Below are 20820 nucleotides of genomic sequence, written 5' to 3'. Positions count from 1 at the left end.
GCCGGCCGGAGGTAGGTTCGGAGGGTGACCGACCACACCGCCGAACCCGCCGCCGCCGAACCCGCCGCGACCCCCGACGCCCCCGCCGCCGCGACCCCCGACGGGGGCACGGGCCGCATCGTCCTGCTGACCGCCAGCCACCGGGTCGCCCCCGGTCTGCTGTCCTGGCCGGCCTGGCGGACCCTGCACGCCGCGGACCGGGTCCTGTGCGCCGACGCGGACCACCCGCAGCTGCCGTACCTGCGCGAGGCGGGGGTGGAGGTGGCGCACGAGGCCCCCGACGCGCACGCGCTCGTCGAAGCCTGCGCCGGAGGCCGCACCATCGTGGTGATCCCGGGCGGCGAGGGCGACCGGCGCCTGACCGACGGCCTGGCCCGCCTCGCGGGCTCCGGCCGCGTCGACATGCCCGATCTGGAACTGCTGCCCGGCTCCTACGACCTGCCCGGTGCCCGGCTGCTCGACCTGGTCCAGGTGATGGACCGGGTGCGCCGCGAATGCCCGTGGACCTCGCGCCAGACGCACGAGGGCCTGGTGAAGTACGCCATCGAGGAGGCGTACGAGCTGGTCGAGGCCATCGAGGACGGCGACCGGGCGGCGCTGCGCGAGGAGCTGGGCGACGTCCTGCTCCAGGTGGTCTTCCACGCGCGCATCGCGCAGGAGGGCGCCCCGATACGGGGCACGACGGACGAGATCGACGCCGACGCCGACGCCGACGCCGACGCCGATGACCATGACGATGACGACGCCGCCGACCGCGCGCCCTTCTCCATCGACGATGTCGCCGGCGACCTGGTCGCCAAGCTGATCCACCGCCACCCGCACGTCTTCGGGGACGCCGAGGCCGAGTCCCCGGAGGACGTCAGCGCCCACTGGCAGGCCACCAAGGCCGTCGAGAAGCGGCGGGAGTCGGTCACCGACGGCGTCCCGCCCGCCCAGCCCGCCCTCGCGCTCGCGGCGAAGCTGGCCGGCCGCGTCCGCTCGGGCGCGGTGGAGGTGGACCTGCCCCGGGGCGAGGGCGTCGGGTACGAGCTGCTGGCGCTGGCGGCGCGCGCCGAGCGGGAGGGGATCGACCCCGAGACCGCGCTGCGTGCCGCGGCCCGCGTCTACCGGGACGCGATCCGCGCGGCGGAGGGCGTCGGCCGCTGACGTGAGTCAGGGCCGCGGGTCGCGGGCCGAGGGGTTGTGCCACTGGGGGGCGGGGCGGTTCAGGAACCATTCGCCGAAGCCCAGCGGCCGGCCCCGTTCGGGGCCGACGGCGGGGAGGGCGTCGTAGAAGAGGCGCTCGGGGCGGGCGCCGAGTTCCTCCAGGAGGTGGGCCGTCTCCTCGACGAACTGCGGGGGCCCGCTCAGGTGGACGTCCTGCTCGCGCCACAGGCCCCGGTTGCCGAGCGCGGTCGCCAGCCGGTCGGTGGCCTCGTTGCGGTGCCGGCCGGGGGCGGGGGTGATGTAGGTGACGGCGAGCCGGTCGAGGCCGGCGGCGTACTCCTCGATCAGCGGCCGGTCGTAGAGGTGCGCGCCGTCGCGGGCGACGACGAAGAGGCGCACGTCGTGATCGGGAGGGCGTTGGACGAGGTCCTCCAGCATGGCCCGGATCGGCGCCCAACCCGTTCCGGCGGCGATGAGGGTGACGGGGCGGTCCTCGCGGCGCAGGGTCAGCCGCCCGCCGGGTGCGCCGAGCCGCAGCGTCTCGCCGGGTTGGATCTCGCCGACCAGGACGGTGCTGAGCCGGCCGCCCTCGATCCGGCTGACGTGGAGGTCGACGGTGCCGTCGCGGCGGGGCGCGTTGCCGAGGCAGTACGTGCGCCAGGTGGTCGGGACCCGGGCGCTGCTCACGCTCACGTACTGGCCCGGGAGATAGGGGAGCGGCGCGTGCGGGAGGAGGGTGAGGACGCCGATGTCGCGCCCGTAGCGGAGGTGTCGTATGACCTCCGCGTCCCACCAGGGCGGATCGGTGCTCGCGGCGGCGCCGGCGGTCATGGCGTCGGCGATCATCCCGTAGGCCTCCGTCCAGGCCTTCTCGACGGCCGGGGTCCACGCGGCGCCCGAGGTCTCGGCGAGCGCGGCGAAGAGGCTCGCGCCGACGGCGGCGTAGTGCTCGGGGCCGACGAGGTACTTGCGGTGGTCGCGGCCGAGGTCGCGTAGATAGGGGACGAGGGACTCGCTCTCCAGGTGTGCGACGACATGGGTCAGGGCGGCGAAGAGCCGGTCGCGTTGGCGCTCCATGTCCTCGGGGGACGCCGGGAAGAGGGCGCGTAGTTCGGGGTTGTGCCAGAAGAGGTGCGAGTAGAAGAACTTGACGGCGTGCTCGGCCCGTCGCTCCACCACCGCGAAACTGCTTTTCAAGATCCTCACGTCCACAAAACGGAAAGTAGGAGCGTCGGAGAAGCTGAGGTCAAGTCATGTCCGATTTACGGACAGCCGCGACGAACCACCCATACCGGGTCGGCGGCGCTGGGCGGGATACCGTCGTCGGGTGCACGAGCAGACCTCCGCGAACCAGCCCGCCGACCCCGCCGACCCCGAGGCGCCCGGCGCCCCGCAGGGCCCGACCCTCTTCGACTGGGAGTTCGCCACCGACCCCTACCCGGCCTACGCCTGGCTGCGCGAGCACTCCCCGGTGCACCGCACCAAGCTCCCCAGCGGGGTCGAGGCCTGGCTCGTGACCCGGTACGCCGACGCCCGCCAGGCCCTCGCGGACCAGCGCCTGAGCAAGAACCCGGCACACCACGCGGAGCCGGCCCACGCCAAGGGCAAGACCGGGATTCCGGGGGAACGCAAGGCGGAGCTGATGACGCATCTGCTGAACATCGACCCGCCGGACCACACCCGACTGCGGCGGCTGGTGTCCAAGGCGTTCACCCCGCGCCGCGTCGCCGAGTTCACCCCGCGCGTGCAGGAACTGACCGACCACCTCATCGACGGCTTCTGCGCGAAGGGGGAGGCGGACCTCATCCACGAGTTCGCCTTCCCGCTCCCCATCTACGCCATCTGCGAGATGCTCGGCGTACCGCGCGAGGACCAGGACGACTTCCGGGACTGGGCGGGCATGATGATCCGCCACGGCGGCGGGCCGCGCGGCGGCGTCGCCCGTTCCGTGAAGCAGATGCGCACCTACCTCGGGGAATTGATCCACCGCAAGCGGGACGATCTGGGCAATGACCTCATCTCGGACCTGATCCGCGCCAGCGACCACGGGGACCACCTGACGGAGGCCGAGGCCACCGCCATGGCCTTCATCCTCCTCTTCGCCGGCTTCGAGACGACCGTCAACCTCATCGGCAACGGCGTCCACTCGCTCTTCATGAACCCGCTCCAGCGCGAGCGCCTCCAGGCCGCCCTCGCCGCCGGCGAACGCGCCCTGCTGGAAACCGGAATCGAGGAGCTGCTGCGCTACGACGGCCCGGTGGAGCTCGCCACGTGGCGGTTCGCCACCGAACCGCTGACCCTCGGCGGTTGCCGCATCGAGACGGGCGACCCGGTGCTGGTGGTCCTCGCGGCGGCCGACCGCGACCCCGAACGGTTCGCCGACCCGGACACCCTGGACCTCTCCCGAAGTGACAATCAGCACCTTGGATACGGGCACGGAATCCACTATTGCCTGGGCGCCCCGCTGGCCCGTCTCGAAGGGCAGACGGCGTTGGCGACTTTGCTGACGCGTCTGCCGGATCTGGAACTTGCCATTCCCCCCGCGGACCTGCGCTGGCGCGGCGGACTGATCATGCGTGGCCTGCGCACCCTTCCGGTTCGCTTCACACCCCGAAACGGATGAGCGGCGCGAGCGGGACCTGACGGAGGCCGGAGCGGGGCGCCGGCGGAACGGCGGCTGACCGGTAGTCAGTCGCCCCTCGAACTTGTGACATCCGTTCGAGGGCGGCTAGGTTCTGCCGTTACCCCGCCGTTATGCGAAAGGTGCATCCTCATGCTTCCCGGGAACGGCCGCCACAGACGCCCCCGCCAGGTACCCGCACTCGTGGTCACCGCCGGAGTCACAGGCTCCGCTCTGGCCCTGCCACTGCTCGCCGCCACGAACGCGAGCGCCGCCGACACCGCCACGTGGGACAAGGTCGCCGACTGCGAGAGCGGCGGCACCTGGAGCGCGAACTCCGGCAGTGGAGCCTACGGAGGCCTCCAGTTCACGCTGGAGCAGTGGAAGAACGCGGGCGGACTCGCCTACGCGGAGCGCCCGGACCTCGCCAGCCGTTCCCAGCAGATAGCCGTCGCCGAGCGCGTGCTCGCCTCCCAGGGCCCGCAGGCGTGGCCGCTGTGCGCCGCCTCCGCCGGCCTGACCCAGAACGGCCCGGCCGCCGCCGTGGACCCGGGCGACGGGAAGACGCCCGGCCAGGTGGCTCCCACCCCGACCCGGCCCGACGACTCGGTGCCCGTCACCGGAACCGGCCGTACGCCCACCGACTTCGGCGCCCCGACCGCGCAGCCGGGCCGGGGCCCGCTGGCCCCGAGCCCGAGCGTGCTGCCGGACTACCCGCTGGGCCCCTCCAGCGGACTGCCCGTCATGCCCGAGCCGGACTACACGACGCAGCCGACCCTCCCGTCGGTTCCGCCCACCACCGCCCCCGGTACGCCGACCCTCCCCGGCACCCCGACCACCCCCGCCACCCCGACCGGCCCCGCGGACCCGTCGGCCCCGACCGGCACCCCGACGCCGACCGCCCCGGCCACCCCCGGTGCCACGCCCACCCCGGGCCTCACGCCCACGACCCCGGCCGCCGGGGCGACCGACGGCGCCGGCAAGCACCGCGGTCCGGCGGCGATCGAGCTCCCGGCCGCCCCTGGCGCCCCGTCAGCCACCCCCACCCCGACCTACACCGTGAAGGCGGGCGACAGCCTGACGGCCATCGCGGACGCCAATGGGCTCAAGGGGGGTTGGGACCAGCTGTATAAGGCCAATGAGCAGGTCATCGGCGGGGACGCGGACCTCATCAAGCCCGGCCAGAACCTGGATCTAACCAAGAAATAGGGGCAGTTCGGACACCCGTAAAGACTTGAATGTCCGTTATCGGCAAGTGAGACATGCGTCTCTTCCGGTCAACTGGCGTGTCTCGTTCCGGAACTTCCGCAAACCCGCCCCTCACCTGCGCAAACGCGCATTCCCGGAGGGCAAGTGGGCCGGTTTCTCCCCGAAATCGCACGTTGAACATCGGGGAGAGACCTGTCTACCTTCTGAATCGCTCGCCACCGCGAGCACCTTCGACCGCATCGCCGAATCCTGCCGGCGGACGGGGGGAACAGTCGTCGCGCAAGCGCCGAAGGCAGGAGCGGGGGAACCAAGGTAGGCGCCGGAACAGGCCGTCGTTCGACGGTTCTTGACCGGCTAGGGGTTAAGCCGTGCGCTCGACGCACGACCGGGCAACTCATCCGCCCGAACCCGACAGCTCACCTCGAAGGCGTCGGTGAGGAGAACCTCATGCTGCTTTCCGGCAAGGGCAAGCACCGTCGCGGCTCCAAGGCCGTCCGCATCGTCACGCTCGCCGGTGTCGCCGGTGTCGCCGTCGCGGCGCCGCTGATGACCGCGGGCGCCGCCAGCGCCGCCACCGCTTCCGAGTGGGACAAGGTCGCGCAGTGCGAGTCCGGCGGCAACTGGGCCATCAACACCGGCAACGGCTACTACGGCGGCCTGCAGTTCTCGTCCTCCACGTGGGCCGCGTACGGCGGCAAGGCGTACGCCTCGCAGGCCAACCAGGCCACGAAGGCGCAGCAGATAGCCATCGCCGAGAAGGTCCTCAAGGGCCAGGGCAAGGGCGCCTGGCCGCACTGCGGCGTCGGCCTGTCCAACTCCTCGTACAACGGCGGCGGGGCCACCACCCCGAGCAAGCCGTCGAAGCCGTCCACGCCGAAGAGCGAGACCTCGAAGCCGGCTCCGGCCAAGCCTTCCACCCCGAAGGCCGAGACGAAGCCCTCGAAGCCGTCCACCAAGCCGAGCACCCCGGCGCCGAAGCCGGTGACCCCGAAGTCCGAGTCCGGCTCGGGCGACGTGAAGATCGGCAACGGCTCGTACGTGGTCAAGGAGGGTGACACCCTCGGCACCATCGCCGCCGCCCACAACGTCAAGGGCGGCTGGGAGAAGCTCTTCGAGCTGAACAAGGACATCATCGACGACGCCGACCTGATCTTCCCGGGCCAGAAGCTGAAGATCGGCTGAATCCCGGTGTGACGACCGCCCCGCCGCCCGGCGCGCGAACCCCTCGCGCGCCGGGCGGCGGCATGTCCGGACCCCGGGATCGAGCCGGATCGAGCCGGATCGAGCCGGGATCGAGAGCCCCGTCAAAGGCTCTATGTCCGGGAAGCGGCGTATTCAGCCCCTTTTTCGTCCCAGGACCCGGGCAGTCGGCCGGTCGAGTGCCCGGAGCCGGTTAGGCTCTAGTCGGCAGGGCCGGCCCACGGCCCGACACGCCACCGCACACCCAGCGTCACATCCCAGAAGGAGATGCTCGTGCCGTCCATCGACGTCGTCGTAGCCCGGGAAATCCTGGACTCCCGAGGCAACCCCACGGTCGAGGTCGAGGTGGGCCTCGACGACGGCAGCACCGGCCGTGCTGCCGTTCCGTCCGGCGCCTCCACCGGTGCCTTCGAGGCCATCGAGCTCCGCGACGGTGACCCCGACCGTTACATGGGCAAGGGTGTCGAGAAGGCCGTCCTCGCCGTCATCGAGCAGATCGGCCCGGAGCTCGTCGGCTACGACGCCACCGAGCAGCGTCTGATCGACCAGGCCATGTTCGACCTGGACGCCACCGACAACAAGGCCTCCCTCGGCGCCAACGCCATCCTCGGCGTCTCGCTGGCCGTCGCGCACGCCGCGTCCGAGGCCTCGGACCTGCCGCTCTTCCGCTACCTCGGCGGCCCGAACGCGCACCTGCTGCCCGTTCCGATGATGAACATCCTCAACGGTGGGTCGCACGCCGACTCCAACGTGGACATCCAGGAGTTCATGATCGCCCCGATCGGCGCGGAGTCCTTCTCCGAGGCCCTCCGTTGGGGCGCCGAGGTCTACCACACCCTCAAGAAGGTCCTGCACACCAAGGGCCTCTCCACCGGTCTCGGTGACGAGGGCGGCTTCGCCCCGAACCTGGAGTCCAACCGCGCCGCGCTCGACCTCATCGTCGAGGCCATCAAGCAGGCCGGCTACACCCCGGGCAAGGACATCGCGCTCGCGCTCGACGTCGCCGCGTCCGAGTTCTACAAGGACGGCAAGTACGAGTTCGAGGGCCAGTCCCGCTCGGCCGCCGAGATGACCGACTACTACGCCGAGCTCGTCGAGGCGTACCCGCTGGTCTCCATCGAGGACCCGCTGTTCGAGGACGACTGGGCCGGCTGGAAGACCATCACCGACCGCCTGGGCTCCAAGGTCCAGATCGTCGGCGACGACCTCTTCGTCACCAACCCCGAGCGCCTGGCCCGCGGCATCGAGGAGGGCTCCGCGAACGCCCTGCTCGTCAAGGTCAACCAGATCGGTTCGCTGACCGAGACCCTCGACGCCGTCGAGATGGCCCAGCGCAACGGCTTCAAGTGCATGATGTCGCACCGCTCCGGCGAGACCGAGGACGTCACCATCGCCGACCTCGCCGTCGCCGTGAACTGCGGCCAGATCAAGACCGGCGCCCCGGCCCGCTCGGACCGCGTCGCCAAGTACAACCAGCTGCTGCGCATCGAGGAGATCCTCGACGACGCGGCCGTGTACGCGGGCCGCAGCGCCTTCCCGCGTTTCAAGGGCTGATCCACCGGCCCCGGGGCCTGGCTTCCCTGCGTCCCCGCACTCGGTCCCGTACCGTGTGCGGGGACGTATTGCGTAGCGCGCGCACAGGGGAGGCGGGACCATGGCCGGGAACCGGGATCGGTTCTCCACCTTCTCGACGGCGACCCGCCTGCGGCAACTCGGCGAGCGGACCGCCGCGCACGTCTACCGCTCGCAGTCGCGCCGGCACATCCGCCGCAGTCGGCTCACCGGCCGCGCGGCCCTGCTGGTCCTCGTCCTCTGTACGCTGGTCGTCGCCCTCGCGTATCCGATGCGCCAGTACGTCTCCCAGCGCTCGGAGATCGCGGACCAGCAGCGGGCCGCCGACGACGCGCGCAGACGCCTCGAACAGCTGCGCGACGAGAAGGCCCGCTGGCAGGACCCGGCCTACGCCGAGCAGCAGGCGCGCAAACACCTGCACTTCCTGCGCCCGGGGGAGATCGGCTACATCATGACCGACCCCGGCGCCGAGGCCGCGGAACACCGCCGCGCCGGACAGAGCGGGTCCGACCGCCCCTGGTACTCCAACGTCTGGGACGGCGTCGACAAGGCCGACCGCCCCGGCGACTGACCGCACCGGAGACCGACCGCACCGGAGACCGACCGGCCGACCGACGCGCACGCTCCGGCCCACCCACCCCGTACGACCGAACGAAGAGACTTCCTCCAGGCATGCAGACGCCCCCGCCCCAGACCGACCGGACCGAGCCCACCGACGCGGACATCGACGCGTTCCAGCAGCAGCTCGGCCGCCCCCCGCGCGGGCTGCGCGCCATCGCGCACCGCTGTCCCTGCGGTCAGCCGGACGTCGTCGAGACCGCCCCGCGGCTGCCCGACGGCACCCCCTTCCCGACGCTGTACTACCTGACGTGCCCGCGCGCGGCCTCCGCGATCGGCACGCTGGAGGCCAACGGCGTGATGAAGGAGATGCAGGCCCGCCTCGCCGAGGACCCGGAGCTGGCCGCCGCCTACCGGAAGGCCCACGAGGACTACATCCGGCGGCGCGACGCCATCGAGGTGCTCCAGGGCTTCCCGAGCGCCGGCGGCATGCCGGACCGCGTCAAGTGCCTGCACGTGCTGGTCGGCCACTCGCTGGCCGCGGGCCCCGGGGTGAACCCGTTCGGCGACGAGGCGCTCGCGATGCTGCCGGAGTGGTGGGCCAAGGGCGCCTGCGTCACGCCGTGCGCGGACAAGGCGGCGCAGCGCCCGGGTACGGACGCGGAGGCGGGCGCGTGACGCGGGTCGCGGGCATCGACTGCGGTACGAACTCCATCCGCCTGCTCGTCGCCGACTACGACGCCGCCACGGGTGAGCTCGTCGAGCTGGACCGACGGATGATCATCGTCCGACTGGGTCAGGGTGTCGACAAGACCGGCCGGCTGGCTCCGGAGGCCCTGGAGCGCACCTTCGCGGCCTGCCGCGAGTACGCGGTGGTGATCAAGGAGCTGGGCGCCGAGCGGCTGCGCTTCGTGGCCACCTCGGCCTCCCGCGACGCCGAGAACCGCGACGCATTCGTGCGCGGCGTCGTGGAGATCCTGGGCGTCGAGCCCGAGGTGATCTCGGGGGACCAGGAGGCGGAGTTCTCCTTCGTCGGCGCCACCAAGGAGCTCGTCGGCGCCGACCACCTGGAGCAGCCGTTCCTGGTGGTGGACATCGGCGGCGGCTCCACCGAGTTCGTCGTCGGCGACACACACGTCCGGGCGGCCCGCTCCGTGGACGTGGGCTGTGTCCGCATGACCGAACGCCACCTGGTCGTGGACGGGGTCGTCACGGACCCGCCGACCGAGGCGCAGATCGCCGCCATGCGCGCCGACATCGAGGCGGCCCTGGACCTCGCGGCCGAGACGGTCCCGCTGGAGGAGGCCCGCACCCTGGTCGGCCTCGCCGGCTCGGTCACCACGGTGGCCGGCATCGCGCTGGGCCTGCCCGCGTACGAGAGCGAGGCGATCCACCACTCCCGGATCTCCTACGACCAGGTCCGCGCGATCAGCGAGCGGATGCTGACCTCCACCCACGCCGAGCGCGCCGCGATCCCGGTGATGCACCCGGGCCGGGTGGACGTGATCGGCGCCGGGGCCCTGGTCCTGCTGGCCATCATGGAACGCGTCGGCGCCCGCGAGGTCGTCGTCTCCGAACACGACATCCTCGACGGCATCGCCATCAAAACCGCCGAAGAGGCCGTGGCCGATCAGCGGCGGTCCTGACCGGTTCACCCAGAGGAACAGCGGCGCCCCGGACCCCGGAGCGCCGCTGCGCCGTTTCGCCCGGCGGTGCAAGGGGCTGGTCCGGGGGCTGAGTGGGGGTGGATCGGGGGTGGACGGGGTCTGAGGGGAGGCTCGTTCGGGGCCGAAAGTCCTCTCGTCCGAACGAACTTCGTGAAGTTCTTCACAAGGAAAAGACGTCCGGCGGGTCAACGGAAGGGCCGTTCCGGCCCCTTCCGGGGGTCAGAGGGCCGTTTCGGCGCTCAATTGTGCGATGAACGGAGGCTGCGGGTTTCGTATCGGAGGTAAGGACGAACCTCCGCGGTCGACTCCGTTTCAGGCCTACGGGCCAGTTCAGACCGGGTGAACAACGACTCCCGTCGCACCGTGGTTCCCGTCGTGCGTCATGATCTGGGTCACGTGGGCGGCGGAGTGTAGCAGAGACCTCACAGCACCTTGTGAAGGGGCTCACGAGCATCACCCCTGAGGGTGCTGGATACTCATTCCATGAGCACCACGGAGCGTCCCAGGATCCTCGTTGTAGGAGGTGGGTACGTAGGCCTGTACGCAGCCAAGCGCATCATGAAGAAGATGCGCTACGGCGAGGCGACCGTCACGGTCGTCGACCCGCGCTCGTACATGACCTACCAGCCCTTCCTCCCCGAAGTGGCCGCAGGCAGCATCTCGCCTCGGCACGTCGTCGTCCCGCTGCGACGCGTGCTGCCCAAGGCTGAGGTTCTCACCGGCCGGGTCACGACCATCGACCAGGACCGCAAGGTCGCCGTCGTCACGCCGCTGGTCGGCGAGGCGTACGAGCTGCCCTTCGACTACCTGGTGATCGCGCTCGGCGCCGTCTCCCGCACCTTCCCGATCCCCGGCCTCGCCGAACAGGGCATTGGCATGAAGGGCGTCGAAGAGGGCATCGGCCTGCGCAACCACGTGCTGGAGCAGCTCGACAAGGCCGAGTCCACGACGGACGAGAACGTCCGCCGCAAGGCCCTCACCTTCGTTTTCGTCGGCGGCGGCTTCGCCGGCGCCGAGACGATCGGCGAGGTCGAGGACATGGCCCGCGACGCCGCGAAGTACTACTCCACGATCAAGCGCGAGGACATGCGCTTCATCCTGGTCGACGCGGCCGACAAGATCCTCCCCGAGGTCGGGCCCAAGCTCGGCACCTGGGGCAAGGAGCACCTCGAATCGCGCGGCATCGAGATCTACCTCAACACCTCGATGGACTCCTGCGTCGACGGCCACGTCATGCTGAAGAACGGCCTTGAGGTCGACTCCAACACGATCGTGTGGACCGCGGGCGTCAAGCCCAACCCGGCGCTGGCCCGCTACGGCCTGCCGCTCGGTCCGCGCGGCCACGTGGACACCGCCCCGACCCTCCAGGTCCAGGGCACCGACTACATCTGGGCCGCCGGCGACAACGCCCAGGTCCCGGACGTCGCGTCCCGCAAGGCCGGCGTCGAGAACGCCTGGTGCCCGCCGAACGCCCAGCACGCGCTGCGCCAGGCCAAGGTCCTCGGCGACAACGTCGTCTCCGGCATGCGGGGCTTCCCGCAGAAGGAGTACGCGCACTCCAACAAGGGTGCGGTGGCGGGCCTCGGCCTCCACAAGGGCGTCGCGATGATCGTCATGGGCAAGATGAAGATCAAGCTCAAGGGCCGGCTCGCCTGGTACATGCACCGTGGCTACCACGGCATGGCCATGCCGACCTGGAACCGCAAGATCCGCGTCTTCGCCGACTGGACCCTCGGCATGTTCCTCAAGCGTGAGGTCGTCTCCCTCGGAGCCCTGGAGACCCCGCGCGAGGAGTTCTACGAGGCCGCCAAGCCGGCGCCGGCTCCGGCCGCCGCCGCGGCACCGGCCGCGAAGGCCAAGGCCTCCTGACCCGGTCCGCCCCTCCAGAGGGGCGGAACTGGAGCTTCAACGGAACCTCACTGAAGGGGCCGTCCGCCATCCGTGGTGCGGACGGCCCCTTCGGCATGTCCGGGGCGCGCACCGGGTAGGGCGTTCGACCGGAGCTTTCTGGAGGTGCCCACGATGACCGACGCCGCGCCGCGGCTGGCCGCGCTCGCCGAGACCCTGCTCGGCGCCCCCGTGCCCGTACGCATACGGGCCTGGGACGGCAGCGAGGCCGGCCCGCCCACCGGGCCGACCCTGGTGCTGAACCACCGCCGCGCCCTGCGTCGGATCCTGTGGAAGCCGGGGGAGTTGGGCCTCGCCCGCGCCTGGGTGGCCGGTGAACTGACCGTCGACGGCGACCTCTTCGACGTACTGGACCGGGTCGCGGGCCTGCTCTGGGAGCGCGAGCACGCCCCCGTTCCCGAGGCCGCCCCGACGCCCGCCCGCACCGGGCTCGCCCGGCTCGCCGCCCTGCGCCCCCACCTGCCCGTACGGGCCTGCGAAGCCGCCGGGACGGCCGCCCTGCTGCGTGATCCGGCCGGCCGGGCCGCCGTACGGGACCTGCTCGCCCTCGCGCGCCCCTGGCCCGCGCCCGCGCCGCCCTCCGAGGAGGTCGCGCGCCGCTCCGGCCCCCGGCACACCAAGATCCGCGACCGGGCGGCCATCAGCCACCACTACGACGTCGGCAACGAGTTCTACGGCCACGTCCTCGGCCCCTCGATGGTCTACTCCTGCGCCTACTGGACCCCCGGCGGCACCCTGGAGGACGCCCAGCGCGACAAGCTCGACCTGGTCTGCCGCAAGCTCGCCCTGAAGCCCGGCGACCGGCTCCTGGACGTCGGCTGCGGCTGGGGCTCCATGGCCCTGCACGCGGCTCGTGAGTACGACGTCCGCGTCACCGGCATCACCCTCTCCGGCGAGCAGGCCGCGTACGCCCGCAAGCGCGTCGCCGAGGCCGGCCTGACCGACCGGATCGAGATCCGCGTGCAGGACTACCGCGACGTCAAGGACGGCCCCTACGACGCCATTTCCTCGATCGGGATGGCCGAACACGTCGGCGCCGACCGCTACCGCGAGTACGCCCGCACCCTGCACGCCCTGCTGCGCCCCGGCGGCCGCCTGCTCAACCACCAGATCGCCCGCCCGCCGGAGCCCGACGAGGAGGCGTACCGCATCGACGAGTTCATCGACGCCTACGTCTTCCCCGACGGGGAGCTGTCCCCGCTCGGCACCACCGTCGGCGAACTGGAGGGGGCCGGCTTCGAGGTCCGCGACGTGGAGAGCCTGCGCGAGCACTACGCGCTGACGCTGCGGGCCTGGGTCGCGCGCCTGGAGGAGCGCTGGGAGGAGGCCGTACGGCTCACCTCGCCGGGCCGGGCCCGGGTGTGGCTGCTGTACATGGCGGCGTCCGCGCTGGGCTTCGAGCACGGCCGCCTCGGCGTGAACCAGGTCCTGGCCGTCCGCCCCGTCACGGGCGGCACCTCGGGGCTGCCGCTGCGGACGCGCGTCTGGGGCGCGTAGGCACCGGGTGGGGACCGGCCCGCCGGAACGCGGCGGGGCCCCGGGGTACGCACCCCGGGGCCCCGCCACTTCATCACGTACACCGTACGGCGTACATCGTACGGCGTACGCCGTACCTGGTCGCGTTACTCGGTCTTGATGGCCGTCAGCATGTTCAGCCGGGCGGCGCTGCGGGCCGGCCACATGGCGGCGAGGACGCCGACCAGTCCGGCGAGCGCGAAGAACACCGCGATCCGGTCGAAGGGGATGACCAGCGCGTAGCCCGGGATGGAGCTCGCGATGGTCTTGCCGCCGGCCCAGGCGAGGAAGACGCCGACGCCGATGCCGATCACCGCGCCGAACAGGGAGATGACGACGGCCTCCAGGCGGATCATGTTCTTGACCCGGCCCCGGTCGAGGCCGACCGCGCGCAGCATGCCGATCTCCTGCTGGCGCTCGTACACCGACATGGCGAGCGTGTTGATCACGCCGAGGACCGCGATGATCAGCGCCATGCCGAGCAGCCCGTACATGATGTTCAGCGCCGTGTTCATCATCCCGGCCATCTCGTCGCGCATCTCGGTCTGGTTGACGACCTTGATGGCGGGGCTCTTGCCGAGCGCGTCGACCACGGCCTGCCGGTTGGCCTCGGAGGTGCCGCCGGAGGTCTTCACGAACACCTCGGGCAGGTACTGCTCCTCGTTGTGCGCGGCGAGGACCTTGTTGTCGAGGACGTAGTCGCCGAGCTGGTGGCCCTTGCCCTCGTAGATCGCGCCGACCTGGAGGGTGCCGCCCTGTCCGTCGTCGTACTCGGCGTTCAGGGTGGAGCCGACCGTGAGGCCCTTCTTCCTGGCCTCCACGTCGGAGACCATCAGCTTGCCCTGGCCGAGGGAGGCGAGGTCCCCGGAGGTGGTCTTGACCCGCAGCACCTCGGGGAGCGCGGTCGGGTTCACGCCGCTGACCCCCTGCATGGAGTCGCCGAGCTTGATGTACTCGGAGGTCTTGGGGGAGACGGCGGTGACGCCCTTGCCCTTCTCCAGGGCGGGGAGCACGGACTTGTCGAGGTTCATGCCCTCGCCGGCCATGGTGACCCGGTAGTCGGCCTTGATGTTCTGCGTTGTCGCTTTGTCGACTGCCTGGCCGACGGTGATGCCGATGACCGACATGGCGGTGACGAGGGTCAGGCCGATGGTCAGCGAGGCGGCGGTGACGGCGGTGCGGCGCGGGTTGCGCACGGCGTTCTGCGCGGCGAGCTTGCCGGAGACGCCGAACACCTTCACCAGCAGCGGGCGGACCAGCGCGATGACCGGGCGGGACAGCATCGGCAGCAGGACGAACAGGCCGATGAGGAGGAAGAAGGCACCGCCCGCGATGGTGGTGCGGCCGTCGCTCTTCTGGCTCACGCCCAGGAAGACCACGCCGACGCCGAGGACGGCGAGGACGGCGCCGACGCTGTTGCGCAGGACCAGGGACTTCATGGTCGCGGGGAGGTGGGCGCTGCCCATGGCGGCGACCGGCGCGATCCGGGCGGTGCGGCGGGCGGGCAGCCAGGCGGCCAGCATGGTGATCAGGACGCCGATGACCAGCGCGACGACGACGGTGGTCGGGGCGATGATCAGCGAGCCGGCGGGCATCTTCGCGTCGAAGAGGTCCATCGCGGAGCGCATGGCGACCGCCAGGCCGATGCCGCAGGCCAGACCGATGACGGAGGAGACCAGGCCGACGACGCCGGCCTCGGCGAGGACCGAGCGCTTGACCTGGCCGCGGTTGGCGCCGATGGCGCGCAGCAGGGCCAGTTCCTTGGTGCGCTGGGCGACCAGCATGGTGAAGGTGTTGTAGATGAGGAAGACGCCGACGAAGAGCGAGACACCGGCGAAGATCAGCAGGCCGGTGCTCATGCCGGACATGGCCTTCTCGATGTCCTTGGCCTGCTGGGCGGCGAGCGCGGCGCCGGTCTTGGCCTCGGAGCTCTTCGACAGGAGCGGCTTGACGTCGCCGAGCAGTCGGTCGGCGGTGACGCCGGGCTTGGCGCTGATCGACAGCTCGCTGTAGTAGCCGGGCTGGAGGTAGAGCTCCTGGGCGATCTTGGTGTTGAACAGGACGAGGCTGCCGCCGGCGTTCACGGCGCCGTCCTCGGTGGTGAAGACGCCGGTGAGGGTGAATTCGCGGACCGGGCCGTTGGTGGCGACGCGGATCTTGTCGCCGACCTTGTACGTGCCCTTGGCGGCGCTGTCCTTGTCGAGGGCGACCTGGTCGTCCTTGAGCGGGCCGGAGCCGTCGGTGAAGGTGTAGCGGGGGTCCTTGCCGTCCTTGACGGGGGCGAAGTTGGAGCCGGCGTTGGCCCAGCCGCTGCCGATCAGCCGGCCGTTCTCGTCGCCGACGCCCGCGAAGCCCTGGACGCGGCCGGAGACGGTGTCGACGCCGGAGACGGCCTTGATCTTGTCGAGGGTCTGCTGCCCGATGCCGGGCTCGCCCTGCTTCTGTCCGTCCTCGCCGCGGGGGCGGCCGTAGTCGGTGACGGAGACCGCGACGCCCTCGTAGGACTTCGCGGACTGGTTGGACATGGCCTTGCTGAGGGTGTCGGTGAAGACGAGGGTGCCGGAGACGAAGGCGACGCCGAGGGTGACGGCGAGCACCGTCATCAGCAGCCTGGCCTTGTGCGCGAGGACGTTGCGCAGGGCGGTACGGAACATGGGGTCTCAGTCCTGGGGCTGGAAAGTCTGGAGGAAGCCCCGCTGTGGCCCGCTGCGGCACGGTGCGGCGGCAGGGGGGTGTCAGGGGCTTCGGGAGGGCTTCGGGGGCGCCGGCCGTCGGGCCGGGCCGGCCCGGGTCAGCTGGTGCGGCCCTTGGCGTCGAAGGCCTTCATCCGGTCGAGCACGCCGTCGGCGGTGGGGTGCGGCATCTCGTCGACGATGCGGCCGTCGGCGAGGAAGATGACGCGGTCGGCGTAGGAGGCGGCGACCGGGTCGTGCGTGACCATCACGACGGTCTGGCCGAGCTCGCGCACCGAGTTGCGCAGGAAGCCGAGGACCTCGGCGCCGGAGCGCGAGTCCAGGTTTCCGGTGGGCTCGTCACCGAAGATGATCTCGGGACGGGAGGCGAGGGCGCGGGCGACGGCCACGCGCTGCTGCTGGCCGCCGGAGAGCTGGGTGGGGCGGTGGGAGAGCCGGCCGGACAGGCCGACCATCTCGATGACCGTGTCGAGCCACTGCCGGTCGGGCTTGCGGCCGGCGATGTCCATCGGCAGCGTGATGTTCTCCAGCGCGGTCAGCGTCGGCAGCAGGTTGAAGGCCTGGAAGATGAAGCCGATCTTGTCCCGGCGCAGCTGGGTGAGCTGCTTGTCCTTGAGGCTGGCCAGCTCGGTGTCGCCTATGCGGACCGAACCGCTGCTGAAGGTGTCCAGGCCGGCGACGCAGTGCATCAGCGTGGACTTGCCGGAGCCCGAGGGGCCCATGATCGCGGTGAACTGGCCCTGGGCGAAGTCGACGGAGACGTTGTCCAGTGCGACCACCTGGGTCTCGCCCTGGCCGTACACCTTGGACAGCCGGTCCGCGCGGGCGGCCACGGCCTGGGTGGTGTGCGGGGCGTAGTTCATGGCGGTCACGGAGGTACTCCTGTCGAGCGGCTGCTGCCTGGGGCGGGACCCTTCCATCGTCACCGCCGCGCACCCCGTCGCGGATCAGTCGCGGTGACCGTTCCCTGGCCCACTGGAGTCTGACCGCGGCCGGCTGAGGATCCTCCTCTGGTATGACAAGCCGGGGTGGCCGGGGGAGGCCGGGGGTGGCGCGAGGGGTGGCGCGGGGCGGCGAAATTCCGTCAATCACGGGGCGACGAACCGTCACCTCCGGACGGGGGTCGACCGTGACTTATCGGGCCTGACGGGCCCTCAATCACCAATAAAATCAGACAACATCGGATAGACGGCCGTCTGCGCGCACGGAGGATCCGGATAGGCTCGGCATAGCGTTCAAGGCTTTTCTACAGGGGCCCGCCGCGCCTTGCCCGGATGGTGGAATGCAGACACGGCGAGCTTAAACCTCGCTGGCCCTCGGGCCGTGCCGGTTCAAGTCCGGCTCCGGGCACTTCAGCGCGTTCTGCGCGCACTCGGGCAGATCTCCCTTTTATCCTCATGCGCGTCGCCGCGCCTTCTCCTAAGATCCTCCTCCAGCAGTAGGGTGCTTTCTTTGCGAGCGCATTACTCTTGACGCAAGGCCGCGCACGGTGGCCATGGAGGAGTGAGATGAGGAGCAGTAACCCGGTCTTCTCGCGACGGGGGTTCAGCCGCGACAACGGCGGCTACGCGGGCTTCGAGGCGCAGACCGCGCAGGCCGGGTCCGCGACCAACCCGTACGCGACGAATCCTTACGCCACCGACCCGACCACCGGCATGCCGGCGGCCCCGGTCCGCGGCAACGCGATGACGATCGACGACGTCGTGAGCCGTACGGCCATGACGCTCGGCACCCTGATCGTCACCGCCACCCTCGCCTGGATCACCCTGCCGGTCGACCCCGCCCGCATGGGCGTGTCGTACGGCATCGCGATCGTCTCCGCGATCGTGGCGTTCGTCCTCGCGATGGTCCAGAGCTTCAAGCGCAAGGCGTCCCCCGCGCTGATCCTCGGCTACGCGGCGTTCGAGGGTGTCTTCCTCGGCGTCATCAGCATGGTGACCAGCACCTACATCAGCCCCGGCGTGGTCGTCCAGGCCGTCCTGGGCACGATGTGCGTCTTCGCCGCCGTGCTCTTCGCCTACAAGATGCGCTGGATCCGCGTCACCCGCCGTTTCACCGGCTTCGTGATGGCGGCCGCGCTCGGCTTCGTCCTGCTGATGCTCGCCAACTCGCTGTTCGCCCTCTTCGGCGGCGGCGACGGTCTCGGCTTCCGCAGCGGCGGCCTCGGCATCGTCTTCGGCATCGTCGGTGTCCTCCTCGGTGCCTGCTTCCTCGCCCTGGACTTCAAGCAGGTCGAGGACGGCGTGACCTACGGCGCCCCGCGCGAGGAGGCCTGGCTGGCGGCCTTCGGCCTCACCCTGACCCTGGTGTGGATCTACCTGGAGCTGCTGCGCCTGTTCCAGCTCCTCTCGGGCGACGATTAGTCGTACCGGTAAGCCCTGAGCAGGGGGAAGGCCCCGCGAGCACACCGCTCGCGGGGCCTTCCCGCGTGTGGAGGGGTCGAGATCGGGGATCGGGATCGGGGATCGGGGATCGGGGTCAGCCGAACCTGCGGGCGGCTCTGCGCAGGTCGTACTCGTGGATGATCGCCTTGGCCTGGCCGTACGACAGCTCGTGCGCGCCGCGCAGCCAGCTGACCTTCTCCTCGAACCGGACGAGGGAGGGGCCTTCGTCGACGGTGCGGAGCCAGTCGGAGATGTCACGACCGGTGGTCTGGGGGATTCTGTCGATCATGTTGCGGTGGGTCCGCTCGGAGAACTCTACGGACATGGGCGCCTCCGGAAGGTAGTGCCGTGCTGTTCTCTTCACGTCACCGTGCCGGCGCGTTCGCCTGTTGGCAATGGTGCCCGGCCGCCGCGTAAGGTCGGCCGCGTGCTCGATACCTCGCCCCTGACCGCCGCCGTGGAACGATTCGCCGACCGGCTGCGCGCCGCCCCGCAGAGCCGCCTGCAGCGCGGTGCGGCCGCCGAGGCGCTGGAACTGGCCCGGGAGCTCGCGTCGCGGGCTCAGCGGCTGGAGGAGGCCCTCGGGGGCCCCGCCGCGGGCGCCGAGCGGGTGGTGCCGGACGCGGGGGTCTTCGTCGTCGGGGATCAGGTCGCGGTGACCGGACAGGACCTCGCCGAGGCGCTGGCCGCGGCAGCCGACGGCTCGACCGGCGCGGGCGGCGGCTCGGCCGACGGCTCGGCCGGCGCGGGGGTCGGGGACGGCGCGAAGGCCCCGTCCGAACTGCTGGACGAGGCCGTGGCGCTGGTGGAGCGGGCGGAAGTCAGAGCGATGCGATGACGCGGTCCGCGAGGATGTAGACGTTGCTGTCGGGGTCCTCGACGTCACCGCAGGAGAAGGTCAGGGCGTAGGCGCCGGAGATGCCCGAGCCGCCCAGCAGGACCGGCGCCGTGCCCGAACGCAGGGCCTCGGCGAGGCGCTCCGCCGTCTCCCGGTGGCCGGGGGTCATGCAGAGCGTGGTGCCGTCCGTGAAGACGTACACGTCGAGCGTGCCCAGCGGGCCGGGACGGACGTCGGCGAGGGCCGTACGGGCCTCCGCGAGCTCCTCCAGCCGGCTGACGGTCCGCTCGTGGTCGGCGCCGGGGTGCGGCTGGACCGGAACGAAGTCGGGGTGCGAGGGGTGGCGCCGGCGGGCGGCGGCCAGTTCGGCCGAATCCTCCGGGTACTCGTCGGCGAGGTCGTCGCCGAGGACCGGCTCCAGGCCCACCATGTCCGCCTGCCGGGGCAGGAAGACCGGGCTGTCCTCACCGAGGCCGGGCAGGCCGCCCAGCAGCGAGGGGGCGTCGGCGGCGTCACGGGCCTCCTGCGCGGCCCAGAAGGCCCGCGCCTCGGCCAGCTCGCGCTCGCGCTCCTCGGCGAGGGCTTCGGCCACGGCGGCTCGTATCTCGGCGGCGGGGGACTCGACGGCGCTGCGGGCGTGGGGGACGGTGGCGACCCGCGTGAGGGCCGACGCCGTCAGCTCACCGCGCAGGGCCGTGACCTGCTTGCGCAGTCCGTGTACGGCGTGCAGCGCAGCAGCGCCCACGGCCGTGGCAGCGGCCGTGGTCAGCAGCAGGGCAAGAGACATGGCGCTCACTGACTAACTCCTGATTGATTCGATCCCCCGAATTCCTACATCAGCTTGTCCTGTGCTGTGAATGGCGTGCAGTGCATTACGTCATGAATCGGACGGGTCTTTGGGCCCAGCGGCTGCGGGGGATGCCGGTTGACCTGGGCAAATACCGAACCCCCAGGACAAAGGTCACATCCTGGGGGCGATTCGGTCACAGGTCGGCCGCGACGGGATTGGAATCGGTGCCAGTAGACCGCATGGATCTAGAGGATCCCTTGCGGCGCCTGAGGGCCGGACTGGACCGGCTTCCGACCCCTCACGCTCCGCTACGTCGCGGCTCAAACATCCGCTCTCTTGATCGTTGTCAGCTCAGCCGCTCGCTTTTTCAGCTCAGCCGCTCGCTTTTCTGTCGCGCTGAGCCTCGCCACCGCTGCGGGCAGGTGCCGCCCTCCTGCGTCGGGCGACCCCTACCCTCCGCTCCGGCTCAGCTCAGCCGCTCGCTTTTCTGTCGCGCTGAGCCTCGCCACCGCTGCGGGCAGGTGCCGCCCTCCTGCGTCGGGCGACCCCTACCCTCCGCTCCGGCTCAGCTCAGCCGCTCGCTTTTCTGTCGCGCTGAGCCTCGCCACCGCTGCGGGCAGGTGCCGCCCTCCTGCGTCGGGCGACCCCTACCCTCCGCTCCGGCTCAGCTCAGCCGCTCGCTTTTCTGTCGCGCTGAGCCTCGCCACCGCTGCGGGCAGG

17 protein-coding genes, 1 tRNA gene and 1 riboswitch are annotated in these 20820 nt (G+C 71.2%); of the genes, 13 read left to right on the top strand and 5 right to left on the bottom strand.

All coding sequences use genetic code 11. The features are described from left to right. Positions 1–24 precede the first annotated feature (24 nt). Positions 25–1146, top strand: a complete 1122-nt coding sequence (locus tag M4D82_RS13850; RefSeq protein ID WP_502988920.1) for a nucleoside triphosphate pyrophosphohydrolase — start codon at positions 25–27, stop codon at positions 1144–1146. A gap of 6 nt (positions 1147–1152) precedes the next feature. Here M4D82_RS13850 and M4D82_RS13845 read toward each other — a convergent pair whose 3' ends face one another. After that, positions 1153–2352, bottom strand: a complete 1200-nt coding sequence (locus M4D82_RS13845) for a globin domain-containing protein (protein WP_249766338.1) — start codon at positions 2350–2352, stop codon at positions 1153–1155. Positions 2353–2473: 121 nt separating this feature from the next. Here M4D82_RS13845 and M4D82_RS13840 point away from each other — a divergent pair, with 121 nt between their 5' ends. From M4D82_RS13840 to M4D82_RS13800, 9 genes are all read left to right on the top strand, one after another. Continuing rightward, positions 2474–3769: a cytochrome P450 family protein gene (locus M4D82_RS13840; RefSeq protein WP_249766337.1), complete on the top strand. Its 1296-nt coding sequence runs from the start codon at positions 2474–2476 to the stop codon at positions 3767–3769. A 150-nt stretch (positions 3770–3919) separates the two neighbouring features. Next, positions 3920–4975: a LysM peptidoglycan-binding domain-containing protein gene (locus M4D82_RS13835; RefSeq protein ID WP_249766336.1), complete on the top strand. Its 1056-nt coding sequence runs from the start codon at positions 3920–3922 to the stop codon at positions 4973–4975. A 274-nt stretch (positions 4976–5249) separates the two neighbouring features. Continuing rightward, positions 5250–5420, top strand: a riboswitch (cyclic di-AMP (ydaO/yuaA leader). Positions 5421–5422: 2 nt separating this feature from the next. Continuing rightward, the gene (locus M4D82_RS13830; RefSeq protein WP_249766335.1) at positions 5423–6157 is read left to right on the top strand and encodes a LysM peptidoglycan-binding domain-containing protein; all 735 of its coding nucleotides are present in this window, start codon (positions 5423–5425) and stop codon (positions 6155–6157) included. 285 nt (positions 6158–6442) lie between these two features. Beyond that, positions 6443–7729 carry a phosphopyruvate hydratase gene (gene eno, locus M4D82_RS13825; protein WP_249766334.1) on the top strand — a complete coding sequence of 429 codons (1287 nt, stop codon included), beginning with the start codon at positions 6443–6445 and terminating at the stop codon, positions 7727–7729. 100 nt (positions 7730–7829) lie between these two features. Further along, the gene (locus M4D82_RS13820; protein WP_249766333.1) at positions 7830–8318 is read left to right on the top strand and encodes an FtsB family cell division protein; all 489 of its coding nucleotides are present in this window, start codon (positions 7830–7832) and stop codon (positions 8316–8318) included. A gap of 101 nt (positions 8319–8419) precedes the next feature. Further along, positions 8420–8983 carry a DUF501 domain-containing protein gene (locus tag M4D82_RS13815; protein ID WP_249766332.1) on the top strand — a complete coding sequence of 188 codons (564 nt, stop codon included), beginning with the start codon at positions 8420–8422 and terminating at the stop codon, positions 8981–8983. Continuing rightward, entirely contained in the window at positions 8980–9951 is a 972-nt protein-coding gene (locus M4D82_RS13810) for a Ppx/GppA phosphatase family protein (protein WP_249766331.1), read from the top strand. The genes M4D82_RS13815 and M4D82_RS13810 overlap by 4 nt, the downstream gene beginning before the upstream one ends. A 504-nt stretch (positions 9952–10455) precedes the next feature. Next, positions 10456–11841 (top strand): NAD(P)/FAD-dependent oxidoreductase, encoded by a 1386-nt coding sequence (locus tag M4D82_RS13805; RefSeq protein ID WP_249766330.1) that lies wholly within the window; start codon positions 10456–10458, stop codon positions 11839–11841. Between the two features lie 153 nt (positions 11842–11994). Beyond that, a complete protein-coding gene (locus M4D82_RS13800; protein WP_249766329.1) occupies positions 11995–13377 on the top strand; it encodes an SAM-dependent methyltransferase in 1383 nt (460 codons plus the stop codon). A 125-nt stretch (positions 13378–13502) separates the two neighbouring features. Here M4D82_RS13800 and M4D82_RS13795 read toward each other — a convergent pair whose 3' ends face one another. Beyond that, positions 13503–16049 carry an ABC transporter permease gene (locus M4D82_RS13795; protein ID WP_249766328.1) on the bottom strand — a complete coding sequence of 849 codons (2547 nt, stop codon included), beginning with the start codon at positions 16047–16049 and terminating at the stop codon, positions 13503–13505. Between the two features lie 137 nt (positions 16050–16186). After that, entirely contained in the window at positions 16187–16951 is a 765-nt protein-coding gene (locus M4D82_RS13790) for an ABC transporter ATP-binding protein (RefSeq protein ID WP_249771779.1), read from the bottom strand. A 405-nt stretch (positions 16952–17356) separates the two neighbouring features. Here M4D82_RS13790 and M4D82_RS13785 point away from each other — a divergent pair. After that, positions 17357–17438 (top strand) — tRNA-Leu (locus M4D82_RS13785). Between the two features lie 158 nt (positions 17439–17596). Beyond that, a complete protein-coding gene (locus M4D82_RS13780; protein WP_249766327.1) occupies positions 17597–18451 on the top strand; it encodes a Bax inhibitor-1/YccA family protein in 855 nt (284 codons plus the stop codon). A 115-nt stretch (positions 18452–18566) separates the two neighbouring features. Here M4D82_RS13780 and M4D82_RS13775 read toward each other — a convergent pair whose 3' ends face one another. Further along, positions 18567–18797 (bottom strand): DUF4287 domain-containing protein, encoded by a 231-nt coding sequence (locus tag M4D82_RS13775; protein WP_249766326.1) that lies wholly within the window; start codon positions 18795–18797, stop codon positions 18567–18569. A gap of 102 nt (positions 18798–18899) precedes the next feature. Here M4D82_RS13775 and M4D82_RS34585 point away from each other — a divergent pair, with 102 nt between their 5' ends. Further along, positions 18900–19310, top strand: coding sequence for a hypothetical protein (locus tag M4D82_RS34585; RefSeq protein ID WP_502988919.1), 411 nt, complete (start codon positions 18900–18902; stop codon positions 19308–19310). On the opposite strand, the gene M4D82_RS13765 is transcribed toward M4D82_RS34585, so the two are convergent. Then, positions 19294–20097, bottom strand: a complete 804-nt coding sequence (locus M4D82_RS13765) for a hypothetical protein (protein ID WP_249771777.1) — start codon at positions 20095–20097, stop codon at positions 19294–19296. The genes M4D82_RS34585 and M4D82_RS13765 overlap by 17 nt on opposite strands. Between the last annotated feature and the right edge of the window lie 723 nt (positions 20098–20820).

It is taken from the genome of Streptomyces sp. RerS4, assembly GCF_023515955.1.
In the GTDB taxonomy this organism is placed as follows: Bacteria; Actinomycetota; Actinomycetes; order Streptomycetales; family Streptomycetaceae; genus Streptomyces.
The sequence above is the reverse complement of the archived record's forward strand: the minus strand, read 5'-3'. Positions and strand labels throughout refer to the sequence as shown.